Below are 11,545 nucleotides of genomic sequence, written 5' to 3' on the forward strand. Positions count from 1 at the left end.
ATCAAAAGATTATTAATACGCTTTTCCCCAATACACCATTTGCTTAGCTTCTTTACCACAACAAATACATTCGTCAGCTACATGCTCTTGCTCAAAAGGCATACAGCGAGAAGATACTCCAACTTCTTCTTTTAGTTTCTCTTCACAAGCTAATTCTCCGCACCACATTGCTTTAATAAACCCTTGCTTTTCATCAGCTACTTTTTTCATCTCTTCGAAATTCGTCACACTATACGTATTCTCATCGCGAAATACTTTTGCTTTATTAAATAAAGAAATATGAATTTCTTCAAGTAGTGCTGGAATACGTTCTTCTAATTGATCCATTGATATAAATTCTTTTTCTTTCGTATCTCTTCTTACAAGTACAACTTGATTCTTTTCAATATCTTTAGGACCAACTTCTAATCGAATTGGAATGCCCTTCATTTCATACTCATTAAATTTCCAGCCTGGCGTTTTATTGCTAGCATCTATTTTTACTCGTGCAACCTTTTGAATATGTCCTTGTAGCTCTGTTGCTTTCGCTATAACTCCTTCTTTATGCTGAGCAATCGGTACAATAACAACTTGCACTGGAGCAACTTTTGGTGGCATTACAAGTCCATTATTATCACTATGAACCATAATCAGTCCACCTATCATTCTTGTTGATACGCCCCAAGATGTTTGGTGTACATATTGCCATTTACCGTTACGATCTAAAAATTTAATATCAAATGCTTCTGAGAAATTCGTTCCAAAGTTATGAGATGTTCCTGTTTGAAGTGCTTTTCCATCATGCATTAAACTTTCAATCGTATACGTTGCCTTTGCTCCCGCAAACTTTTCTTTGTCTGTTTTTTGTCCTTTAATTACTGGTATCGCTAAGTAGTCTTCACAGAAAGAAGCATATAGATTTAAAATATGTAACGTTTCAGCTTGCGATTCTTCTGCTGTTTCATGAATTGTATGGCCCTCTTGCCATAAGAATTCCGTTGTACGAAGGAATGGTCTCGTTGTTTTCTCCCAACGAACTACTGAACACCACTGATTATATAACTTTGGCAAATCATTATAGGATTGCACAATTTTTGAAAAATGCTCACAGAATAAAGTTTCAGATGTAGGGCGTATACAAAGTCTTTCCGCTAATTTTTCATCCCCGCCATGTGTCACCCATGCTACTTCAGGAGCAAATCCTTCTACATGATCCTTCTCTTTTTGCAATAAGCTCTCTGGGATAAACATTGGCATATACACATTTTCATGACCCGTTGCTTTTAACTTCTCATCCATCACTTTCTGCATATTTTCCCATAAGGCATAACCATATGGACGTAAAATCATACACCCTTTTACACTTGAATAATCAACAAGTTCTGCTTTTTTCACAATATCTGTGTACCACTGTGCAAAGTTCTCTTCCATCTTCGTAATTGCTTGTACTTGTTCTTTTGCCATAGTCAGTCTTCCTCCTTCTAGAAAATACAAAAAAGCCCGCGTCCCTAAATAGGGACCGAGCTTTGCCGGCGTTACCACCCTGATTCATGCACAAAAATTGCGCATGCTCTCTTTTTGATAACGGGAAATTCCCGCTGCATATGCAGAACTCAAAGGTAGGTTCCATATCGCCCTTTTAAGAATCTTCCAGCCTGACGGATTCTCTCTCTGCTAAAAAGGTTGAACATGTACTAGTCCTTTTTCATCGTTATAACGAAATAAATTTGTTGATTATCATAATACAAATTCTTTTTTTAAACAATAGCTAATTTTCTCATTTTTATATATTCTTTTCATTTTCTGCAGTTTTATACGTAGCTTTTTCGCGAGATTTTTACCAGTTGATGTGCAATCATACCGATAAGTGTACCAAGTAGAACAAAGAAACCAATAAATCCATATCCCATTCCTTCCCATCCACCAATCACCATCATTGTAACGGGAAAGGATGCTAAGCAAAGAAGTATTAAACTAAGTGCAAATATAATATCGAACTGTTTGTTTGGAAACCGTTTCTTTAGTAAATACGAAATAGTAAATACAAGGATAATCGTAATTCCGCCAATGATGTAAAAGATACTAAATCCATCTAGCCAATCCATAGTATTCCCTCCTTCCATTCATTCCCTTATACTTAATTATATGTTTAATTTTTCTGAAAATAAATAATTAATTTTTACCTAGAAATATATTTTTATTACTAGGTATTAATAGTAATATATAATAATAGGTTTTATATAATCAGGAGGGAACTTTATGGATAAAGCATTAACAAATCACGTCATTATTTTATCTTTCGATTGCTTATCAGCTTTAGATTTTCCTATATTACAAAAACTCCCTAATTTTCAAACATTAATAAACAAGGGCGCGATGGCGAGAAAAGTGGAACCTATTTATCCTTCTGTAACATATCCAAGTCACTCAACAATCGTTACTGGAAACTACCCTAATAAACATGGCGTAGTTAGCAATACGTTACTTCAACCTGGACGCGAGTCACCAGATTGGCATTGGTACCGAAAATCCATTAAAGGAACAACGTTATACGATGAAGCACATAAAGCAAATTTAACGACAGCTGCCCTTCTATGGCCTGTTACCGGCAGAGCAAATATTGATTACAATTTACCTGAAATTTTTCCAAATAGACCGTGGCAAAATCAAATCTTAGTTTCATTATTTAGCGGTAGCCCACTATATCAATTAGATTTGAATCAGCGTTTTGGTCATATAAGAAATGGCTTATCACAGCCTGAACTCGATGATTTCGTACTTGCATCTGCTGTGCATACAATCCAGACGAAGAAGCCTAATGTCATGTTTATACATTTCACCGATTTAGACACTCAAAGACACTATCACGGCTTTGAATCTAACGAAACAATAGCTGCTATCCATAGACATGATGAACGGCTAGGAAAAATTATTCAAGCTTTAAAAGACAGTGACCTATACGAAGAAAGTACAATTATCGCTCTCGGTGATCATAGCGCTTTAAGTGAAAACAAAGCCATTCAATTAAATGTACTATTTCATCAAAATGGGCTTATATCTATAAATTCAAAAGGAAAATTAGTAGACTGGAAGGTCTATTGCCAAAGTTGCGACGGCTCTGCCTATGTATATGTGAAAGACAAAAATGATACGGATACAATTCGAAAAGTACAACTACTATTTGAAGAGTTACTTCAAAATAAACAAAACGGTATTGAATTTATGCTTCATGATGAAGCTGCAAAAGACTGCGGTGCAGATGGTAATTGTTTATTTATGTTGGAAGCACAAGAAGGATATTATTTCACTGAAAACTATACAGGCGATTTTATAAAAGAAATTACTGAAAAAGATGTTACGCCCAGTAAAAAATATACATTTGGTACGCATGGATACTCTCCAACAAAACCTAACTATGAAACAATTTTTATCGCTGCTGGGAAAGGGATAAAAAGCGGCGTTACCATTCCGTACATGAGACTTATTGATGAAGGTCCAACTATCGCTAGACTACTCGGTTTACACTTAGGTGAAACAGACGGATCAATTGTAGAGGATTTACTTCAATTGTAAAGAACTGTGTATATATGTAAAAGTTATGTAAAAATCATCACTGTTTCTCTTTTTATAATTTTTATTTTTGTACACTGTTAGTAGAACAATTTAAGGGGGAACATTATATGAAAAAAATGTCCAGACAAGAAAAAAGCTGGATATTATACGATTGGGCGAACTCGGTATATTCGCTCGTCATTACAACTGCATTATTCCCAATTTACTTTAAAGCAGCTGCAAAAGAAGCCGGACTATCTGGTGCAACTTCAACGGCATATTGGGGATATGCAAACTCTTTCGCTACACTTTTAATTTCTATACTTGCTCCTATTCTCGGCACAGTTGCTGATTATAAAGGATTTAAAAAACGATTTTTCACATTCTTCTTTGGACTCGGTATCGTATTTACAAGTATGCTAGCAGTCGTCCCAACATCTCAGTGGTACTTATTACTAGGCTGCTATATGCTCGCATTAGTCGGTTTTGCGGGAGCAAACATTTTTTATGATGCATTTTTAGTAGATGTTACCTCTAAAGATAGAATGGACCGAATTTCTACAAGAGGCTTTGCATTAGGTTATATTGGAAGCACAATTCCTTTTATCGGTTGTATCGCTCTTATTATTCTTGCTCAAAAAGGAACTATCCCTTTATCAGTCGGCATTGCTAGTCAAATTTCGTTCGCAATAACAGCTCTTTGGTGGGGATTATTTACAATTCCAATGCTAAAAAATGTAGAGCAAACACATTATATTGAACGTCATCCAAGACCAATTGCAATGAGCTTCAAACGCCTTGCTGATACTTTTAAAAATATTAAAGAATATAAAACTGTATTTATGTTCCTAATCGCTTACTTCTTCTACATTGACGGGGTCGATACAATTATTACTATGTCTACCGCTTACGGAACAGATCTCGGTATTAGTGCAACGAATCTATTAATCATCTTATTTGTCACACAAATTGTAGCTTGTCCATTCGCCTTATTATACGGAAAGTTATCAGAAACATTTACAGGTAAAAAAATGCTATACGTCGGTATTATTATTTATATCATTATCTGCATATATGCTTATTTCTTAAAAACGACACTCGATTTCTGGATTTTAGCAATGTTAGTTGCCACTTCTCAAGGTGGTATTCAAGCACTTAGTCGGTCCTATTTTGCAAAACTAGTACCAAAAGAATCTGCAAATGAATTCTTCGGATTTTATAATATCTTTGGTAAATTCGCGGCAATTATGGGTCCAGTATTAGTCGGTGTTACAACACAATTAACAGGAAAAACCAACGCTGGTGTCCTTAGTATTATTGTACTGTTCGTTATCGGTGGATTCTTACTAACTAGAGTTCCCGAAAATGATACATCCGTTACACCACCTAGTCCAAAAACTAAAACGCTATAAGAAAAAGATCCTCTTCTCATGAGAAGAGGATCTTTTCTTTATTTTTAGCGATAACGTCTTACAATTAAAAATTCTACAGCCGGCTTTACAACTATCGCAGCGCATAACGCAAACAAAAGCGGTATGTTATGAAAATCAATCCATTTATTAAAACCTACCGATGCGAAAAACAAACCAAAAATTAATACAACAAGTACATAATACGTAACATTTGCACTTATTTTTAATACATGTTTTTCTACATCTTCTTTCTCCTCAGTTTCCCCTTCAACGCTATATGATGCCAAACTTTTAAATAGATAATGTAACGCGATGCTACAAATAAATAGTGCATACCAATTTACTTGAAGTTCAGTTAACCAATAATAAAGTGCAAACACTAACGTACTTATAGCTACTAATGCCGTAACTACAAGGCTTATTTTCTCTTTCCCCAACAACTACTCCCCCTACAACTTGTACAAAAATAGTTTATCAACAGTTGTTCCTAATACTTCAGCCAAACGGAATGCTAACGCTAAGCTTGGATCATATTTATTATTCTCAATTGCATTTATCGTCTGTCTAGAAACTTTACACTTATCAGCCAATGCACCTTGTGAAATATTGTTTTCAGTGCGTAATTCATAGATTTGATTTTTCACACCATTTCTCCTAACCTGTAAACTCGTTTTTACATCATCAGTATATAGTTGGGGCATGTCATTGTCAAAAGATTGCCACAAGAAAAGGGAGCAACCCTGCTCCCTTACACTGATTATTTCGAAGCTAATGAATTTGTTAGTTCCTCTTTATTAGCGACATCTTCTTTATTTATTTGCATGCGTAGAACTGGCCCTATCGCAAATAAAATAAGTGCCATTGCTATACAAAATACAGTAACTAGTGAGGTCATCTCCTTCAATCCTCCAGCTAGTGAAGTTCCGATTAACATTGCCCCCATAAACAGTGGTAAAATTGTTCCATTTACTCTTCCAATCATATTTTCTGGTACAAGTTGAATCATAAGCGTACCGACAACGATATTAACACAAGCTAAACAAATACCTGTTCCAAACCTCATGAAACTAGTAATCCAAAATGATGTAGATAGCCCTTCTACTAAAAATGACATTGCTAATATGCTCATACCGAATACAAACATCTTTTTCGGGTTCACTTTTGAAGCGAAAACTGCAGCAACAATACCACCGATTAACATACCTATCCCATCAGCTGCGGCTAAATATTGAACTGCTTCCTTTTCCATTCCAAGGCGCTCTATTACAAGAAATACCTCTAATGGATTCGTTAGTCCAACAGCTAAGCCCATAACGGTGAAAGTGATCGTAATCATACGTAAATTTTTCGTATGAAGAACGTATTTCCATCCTTCTTTTATATCATTTTTTAATGAATCTCTCGCCACTTGCTCTTGTTCCACCCATTTTGGTAAAAACGAAAGAGCAATAGCAGATAACAAAAATAAAATGATTAAGCTATATAGTGACGTAAATAAACCAAGTTTTGTATACACAAGTGATCCTATCACTGGTCCAAAAATCATAAATAATGACTGTAATGTTTGGTTAAATGCAATCGCATTTGCTACCTGCTCTTCTTTTACGTAGCGCTTAAATATACGCGAAGATGATGGCTGAGAAAATTGGCCTACAATCGCGGAAATGAGTGTTGCAAAAAATATAGCCTGCCAATAATCCAGCTTTAACAACAAGACAATTCCTACAATAGACAGTACACTTAATACATCTCCAGCAACCATCGTTTTTTTCGGATTCCAGCGATCAGCTAGCGCGCCACCGATAAACGAAAAAATAAAAATAGGTGCATATTCCATAACCGATAACAACGAAACTGAAACTGGATCATTATTCGTTCGCTCCATTATGAAATACAAAAGAGCCATATTTCTGATCCAAATTGCAAATTGTTGTAAAATATCAGATGCCATAACGAGCATAAATGCTCGGTTTTTAAATAAAGCGTTCATTTTCATTCCCCTTTCATAAACCGACCGTTCGGTCCAATTTGTTTTGTAAGAAAAGCAACTGACTTATTATTCAGCTGCCATCCCTTTTAACAATACATCTATTGCCTTTTTATAAATACGTTGCAGCTCTTTATAATCTAACTCGTAGTAAAGTACTCCAAGCCCTGATAATAATCCATTCACAATATACATAAGGTCGCGCGTACTATCTTCACGAAACTCTCCAGACTGTATACCTGCTTCAATTAGTTTCTCAAACATAACATATGATTCTCTAGTTAAAGCCAATAGTTCATCCAAAATCTCTTTACTTACAACTTGGCTCATAGAGAATTCCTCTATTGCATTTGAAATGGGTTGCTGTATGTCCTCGACATGATATGCCGCGAGACCATATAGTTTTTCAGTATTTGTACTATACAACTTCTCTTTTTCATTCCATTTTTCAAGCCAATCATACGTATGCTGTTTTACTACAAATAAAAATAATTCTTCTTTACTTTTAAAATGATAATAAATGCTTCCTTTACTTCGCTTTGTAATTTCACAAATCTCTTCCATAGATGTAGCTGCATAACCCTTCTGTGAAAACAGACTTTCTGCTTTATATGCAATTTCTTTCTTTATCTCTTCTGCACTTCTTCTCATATTTACACCTCTTTAAACCGACCGTTCAGTCTAATAATAACAAATTAAAAACCTCTATTACAAGAGGCTATATTCCTTATTTAAGAAAACGTACTTTCAAACCACGTTCGAATCATATGTATTATTCCAATTTTAAATCCTAATTTAACAAGAAATACGCCTCCCGCAGCTAATAAAAATAACACTACTTTCTCCTTATTTTTCACTTTCGGTTCCCTTTTCATTTCTATTCCCCTTAGTGCGTTAAAAATATTAATCAAACGTTTGTTTAACTGTTTTTATGCATATGTAAGCCAACTAATCAAACGTTTGTTTAAAAAGAAATACGCCTATATAAGGCGCATTTCCATCAATCACCGCCACCTCCGCCACCATCGCAGCTGCCTCCGCTATCTCCACCGAAAGATCCTCCACAATCATGTGAACCTCCATGCGAGCTATCATTATCAGATCCAGCAAAGAAAAATAATGGTGATGAGTTGTTAGATGAATTATGAATGTTATTTTGTTTCGTAAGATTTACCTTCTTTTTGTTTGATCGAACTGCTGTTACAATTATTCCAACTACAACAAATAATAGTATGACAATAATAAATTCCATATAAAAGCCTCCCTTAATCTTCGAATAATTGAATGGTTCTCTCTAAATTTTCAAGTGAAATGAAGCGCGATTCACGAAGGATCTCTTTTCCATTATAAAATAATAAAACTGTTGGCCCTGTAAACACTGCATAACGCCCCGCAATCTCTTGCATGTCTTGTAGTAATATTTCCACTTTCTCTACGTCATCATAATTCTCTAATAGACCATTTACTTTTCTTAGCATAACATCACAAACACCACAATTTTCCGTTTTAATAAAGAGCAATACTAATTGTTGTTCTTCAATATGTGTCGCTAATTCTTCTACCGTTTCAAATTTATTCATCTTATCCCTCTTAGCATAATTTACGAAATACTTTATCCTGATACATACGAAAAGCTGAACTCTCTTTAATCTTTCTCTTTTCCATTACCTGCTGAAAACGTAGCGTTTTTGCTGTTAACTCTTCTTGTAATTCTTTTCTCTCTACTTCATCATAACAGCACGCAATTAAGCCTTCTATTTTTAATATATCTTTTTGTAGTTCCATTTCTGGTGGAATCATACCCGCATTTTTTAAGATTTTATAACTCATTCTAAGTTCTGGAGGTACCATTGAAAGGTCTTCTAATTGTAGTGGTTTTCCTTTTCCCGGAATATGATCAAGGTCTCCATTCCGTATTGCTTGTCGAATTTTTTCTTCAGCAATGTTCAAAAAGACATCCACACCATTCGCTCCTTTACATATTTTTACTATTATTTTACATGATATTTTCTCATCTTGCTACGCTATTACAAATTGACTTCATACAATTTTTTCTCAAATTTAATTACAAGGAGCCTTTTCCTCCCTAATCAATATTTTATTTTCATGTGTAGTCTGTATTAGAGCCATTTCATATTGAGAAAATCTTTGCGAATCAAATAAAGCGTTTACACCAAATCTTACATTTGCTACGATTTAATCACCCCCAGCTCCCTTGTATAGACTTCGTGATGTCTTATCATTTTTATCCCGCTTTAATGGGCAGTAAGACCCCCACCTCAAAATTTAGCGAAAGCAAAGAAGTTAGGTGGGGGTGGGGCTGCCCATTAAAGTCCGATTGGTTCAACTAATAATCAGTGGGGGATGAAGCCCCCACTGATTAAAGTTTCACTTTATCTAGACGTTTCATACGTCTAGATTCACTTTGGTTTATTGGCGCATGCCTTTAAATATATCTTTTATTTTGAAAGGAGAAATGACTATGAGCTCCAAAAAATTCACACTGCTATTACTATCCCTACTACTCTTCTTACCTCTTTTTCTTACAAACTTTATTACTCCAAATGTTGCATTAGCAGATTCACCAAAGCAAGGTCAAAAAATTGTTGGATATTTTCCTTCATGGGGCATTTACGGACGTAATTATCAAGTTGCAGACATTGATGCATCAAAGCTAACTCATTTAAACTATGCTTTCGCTGATATTTGCTGGAATGGAAAACATGGAAACCCTTCTACTCACCCCGATAATCCAAATAAACAAACGTGGAACTGTAAAGAGTCTGGTGTACCACTGCAAAATAAAGAGGTTCCTAATGGCACTCTCGTACTCGGTGAACCATGGGCTGATGTCACAAAATCTTATCCGGGATCAGGTACAACTTGGGAAGATTGTGATAAATACGCCCGTTGTGGAAATTTCGGAGAACTGAAACGATTAAAAGCTAAGTATCCTCACTTAAAAACAATTATTTCAGTTGGTGGCTGGACTTGGTCTAACCGCTTTTCTGATATGGCAGCTGATGAAAAAACAAGAAAAGTATTCGCTGAATCTACAGTAGCTTTTCTTCGTGAATATGGATTTGACGGCGTTGATTTAGATTGGGAATATCCGGGCGTTGAAACGATTCCTGGTGGTAGTTATCGTCCTGAAGATAAGCAAAACTTCACCCTACTCCTTCAAGATGTTCGAAATGCATTAACGAAAGCTACTGCAGAAGATGGGAAACAATATTTACTAACAATCGCATCAGGTGCAAGCCAACGTTATGCGGATCATACAGAGCTAAAGCAGATCTCTCAAATACTTGATTGGATTAATATTATGACATATGATTTCCACGGTGGATGGGAAGCTACTTCTAACCATAATGCAGCACTATACAAAGATCCAAATGACCCAGCAGCGGATACAAAATTTTATGTAGATGGTGCGATAGACATTTATACAAATGAAGGGGTTACAGCGGATAAACTCGTATTAGGTGTACCTTTTTACGGACGTGGATGGAAAAGTTGCGGAAAAGAAAATAATGGGCAATACCAACCTTGTAAACCAGGTAGTGACGGAAAGCTCGCTTCTAAAGGTACTTGGGATGATTATTCTACCGGTGACACAGGTGTGTACGATTATGGTGATTTAGCAGCTAATTATGTTAATAAAAATGGTTTTGTTCGCCACTGGAACGATGTAGCGAAAGTACCTTATTTATATAATGCGACTACAGGCACGTTTATTAGCTATGATGACAACGAATCTATGAAATATAAAACAGACTATATAAAGACAAAGGGTCTAGGTGGCGCAATGTTTTGGGAACTAAGCGGGGATTGCCGTACAAGTCCAAAATATAGTTGCAGTGGACCAAAATTGCTTGATACGTTAGTAAAAGAATTACTTGGTGGACCTATTACTCAAAAAGATACTGAGCCCCCAACAAACGTAAAAAATATTGCTGTTACAAATAAAAATTCAAACTCCGTTCAATTAAACTGGACTGCATCTACTGATAACGTAGGAGTTACGGAATATGAAATTACTGCCGGAGAAGAGAAATGGAGTACAACAACAAATAGCATTACAATCAAAAACTTAAAATCTAATACCGAATACACATTTTCAATAATAGCAAAAGATGCTGCCGGGAATAAATCACAGCCTACTTCTATCATTGTAAAAACAGATGATACTGATACAACACCTCCTGGTGGAAATGGGAATGCTACCTTTTCAGTCACTTCAAATTGGGGAAGTGGTTACAACTTCTCGATTGTAATTAAAAATAGTGGAACGACCCCTATTAAAAACTGGAAATTAGAATTTGATTATAACGGCAATTTAACACAAGTTTGGGATTCTAAAATTAGTAGTAAAATAAATAATCATTACGTAATTACGAATGCAGGATGGAATGGTGAAATTCCTCCTGGTGGATCCGTTACAATCGGAGGGGCAGGAACAGGCACTCCCGCCGAACTTGTAAATGCATCCATTAGCGAAAACTAAGCGTAACCTCCATTAATTATTTCACTAAAGTTTGAATTTAGGTTTGAGTGCTCTATCCTAAATTCAAACTTTTAATGTTATGAAAAATCACAAATAAACATTATAATA

Annotated in this window: 13 protein-coding genes and 1 other annotated feature; of the genes, 3 read left to right on the forward strand and 10 right to left on the reverse strand. The window is 35.5% G+C overall.

Annotated features, from left to right (window positions below):
• Positions 1-12: 12 nt before the first annotated feature.
• Both proS and QCI46_RS25190 read right to left on the reverse strand, forming a co-directional pair.
• The gene (gene proS / locus QCI46_RS25185) at positions 13-1,443 is read right to left on the reverse strand and encodes a proline--tRNA ligase (RefSeq protein ID WP_353841679.1); all 1,431 of its coding nucleotides are present in this window, start codon (positions 1,441-1,443) and stop codon (positions 13-15) included.
• Between the two features lie 47 nt (positions 1,444-1,490).
• Positions 1,491-1,697, reverse strand: a binding site (T-box leader).
• 93 nt (positions 1,698-1,790) lie between these two features.
• Positions 1,791-2,084 carry a YesK-like family protein gene (locus QCI46_RS25190; RefSeq protein WP_060486918.1) on the reverse strand — a complete coding sequence of 98 codons (294 nt, stop codon included), beginning with the start codon at positions 2,082-2,084 and terminating at the stop codon, positions 1,791-1,793.
• A 154-nt stretch (positions 2,085-2,238) separates the two neighbouring features.
• Here QCI46_RS25190 and QCI46_RS25195 point away from each other — a divergent pair, with 154 nt between their 5' ends.
• The gene (locus QCI46_RS25195) at positions 2,239-3,552 is read left to right on the forward strand and encodes an alkaline phosphatase family protein (RefSeq protein ID WP_353841680.1); all 1,314 of its coding nucleotides are present in this window, start codon (positions 2,239-2,241) and stop codon (positions 3,550-3,552) included.
• Between the two features lie 107 nt (positions 3,553-3,659).
• Positions 3,660-4,943, forward strand: a complete 1,284-nt coding sequence (locus tag QCI46_RS25200) for an MFS transporter (protein WP_000738835.1) — start codon at positions 3,660-3,662, stop codon at positions 4,941-4,943.
• Between the two features lie 44 nt (positions 4,944-4,987).
• Here the strand turns inward: QCI46_RS25200 and QCI46_RS25205 are convergent, their stop codons facing one another.
• The 8 genes from QCI46_RS25205 to QCI46_RS25240 form a co-directional block, all read right to left on the reverse strand.
• Positions 4,988-5,380 (reverse strand): hypothetical protein, encoded by a 393-nt coding sequence (locus tag QCI46_RS25205; RefSeq protein ID WP_353841681.1) that lies wholly within the window; start codon positions 5,378-5,380, stop codon positions 4,988-4,990.
• Between the two features lie 12 nt (positions 5,381-5,392).
• Positions 5,393-5,644 (reverse strand): helix-turn-helix transcriptional regulator, encoded by a 252-nt coding sequence (locus tag QCI46_RS25210; protein WP_074651450.1) that lies wholly within the window; start codon positions 5,642-5,644, stop codon positions 5,393-5,395.
• A 56-nt stretch (positions 5,645-5,700) separates the two neighbouring features.
• On the reverse strand, positions 5,701-6,933 hold the full coding sequence (locus QCI46_RS25215; protein ID WP_353841682.1) for an MFS transporter: 1,233 nt from the start codon (positions 6,931-6,933) through the stop codon (positions 5,701-5,703).
• A 66-nt stretch (positions 6,934-6,999) separates the two neighbouring features.
• Positions 7,000-7,581 (reverse strand): TetR/AcrR family transcriptional regulator, encoded by a 582-nt coding sequence (locus tag QCI46_RS25220; RefSeq protein ID WP_353841683.1) that lies wholly within the window; start codon positions 7,579-7,581, stop codon positions 7,000-7,002.
• Between the two features lie 80 nt (positions 7,582-7,661).
• The gene (locus QCI46_RS25225) at positions 7,662-7,805 is read right to left on the reverse strand and encodes a histidine kinase (protein ID WP_353841684.1); all 144 of its coding nucleotides are present in this window, start codon (positions 7,803-7,805) and stop codon (positions 7,662-7,664) included.
• A gap of 125 nt (positions 7,806-7,930) precedes the next feature.
• Positions 7,931-8,182: a hypothetical protein gene (locus QCI46_RS25230; protein ID WP_088609248.1), complete on the reverse strand. Its 252-nt coding sequence runs from the start codon at positions 8,180-8,182 to the stop codon at positions 7,931-7,933.
• 13 nt (positions 8,183-8,195) lie between these two features.
• Complete coding sequence (locus QCI46_RS25235) at positions 8,196-8,510, reverse strand: thioredoxin family protein (RefSeq protein WP_353841685.1); 315 nt, start codon at positions 8,508-8,510, stop codon at positions 8,196-8,198.
• Between the two features lie 10 nt (positions 8,511-8,520).
• Positions 8,521-8,892 carry a DnaJ family domain-containing protein gene (locus tag QCI46_RS25240; protein WP_353841686.1) on the reverse strand — a complete coding sequence of 124 codons (372 nt, stop codon included), beginning with the start codon at positions 8,890-8,892 and terminating at the stop codon, positions 8,521-8,523.
• Between the two features lie 520 nt (positions 8,893-9,412).
• Here QCI46_RS25240 and QCI46_RS25245 point away from each other — a divergent pair.
• Positions 9,413-11,437 (forward strand): glycosyl hydrolase family 18 protein, encoded by a 2,025-nt coding sequence (locus QCI46_RS25245; protein WP_353841687.1) that lies wholly within the window; start codon positions 9,413-9,415, stop codon positions 11,435-11,437.
• Positions 11,438-11,545: the final 108 nt, after the last annotated feature.

Source organism: Bacillus cereus group sp. RP32, from assembly GCF_040459735.1.
Lineage (GTDB): Bacteria > Bacillota > Bacilli > Bacillales > Bacillaceae_G > Bacillus_A > Bacillus_A wiedmannii.

Excerpts from the sequence above, each read along its gene's own strand:
- QCI46_RS25195 (WP_353841680.1), top strand. The coding sequence starts at position 2,239 with ATGGATAAAGCATTAACAAATCACGTCATTATTTTATCTTTCGATTGC.
- QCI46_RS25230 (WP_088609248.1), bottom strand. The coding sequence starts at position 8,182 with ATGGAATTTATTATTGTCATACTATTATTTGTTGTAGTTGGAATAATT.
- QCI46_RS25200 (WP_000738835.1), top strand. The coding sequence starts at position 3,660 with ATGAAAAAAATGTCCAGACAAGAAAAAAGCTGGATATTATACGATTGG.
- QCI46_RS25220 (WP_353841683.1), bottom strand. The coding sequence starts at position 7,581 with ATGAGAAGAAGTGCAGAAGAGATAAAGAAAGAAATTGCATATAAAGCA.
- QCI46_RS25225 (WP_353841684.1), bottom strand. The coding sequence starts at position 7,805 with ATGAAAAGGGAACCGAAAGTGAAAAATAAGGAGAAAGTAGTGTTATTT.
- QCI46_RS25245 (WP_353841687.1), top strand. The coding sequence starts at position 9,413 with ATGAGCTCCAAAAAATTCACACTGCTATTACTATCCCTACTACTCTTC.
- QCI46_RS25235 (WP_353841685.1), bottom strand. The coding sequence starts at position 8,510 with ATGAATAAATTTGAAACGGTAGAAGAATTAGCGACACATATTGAAGAA.
- QCI46_RS25210 (WP_074651450.1), bottom strand. The coding sequence starts at position 5,644 with ATGCCCCAACTATATACTGATGATGTAAAAACGAGTTTACAGGTTAGG.
- QCI46_RS25215 (WP_353841682.1), bottom strand. The coding sequence starts at position 6,933 with ATGAACGCTTTATTTAAAAACCGAGCATTTATGCTCGTTATGGCATCT.
- proS (WP_353841679.1), bottom strand. The coding sequence starts at position 1,443 with ATGGCAAAAGAACAAGTACAAGCAATTACGAAGATGGAAGAGAACTTT.
- QCI46_RS25190 (WP_060486918.1), bottom strand. The coding sequence starts at position 2,084 with ATGGATTGGCTAGATGGATTTAGTATCTTTTACATCATTGGCGGAATT.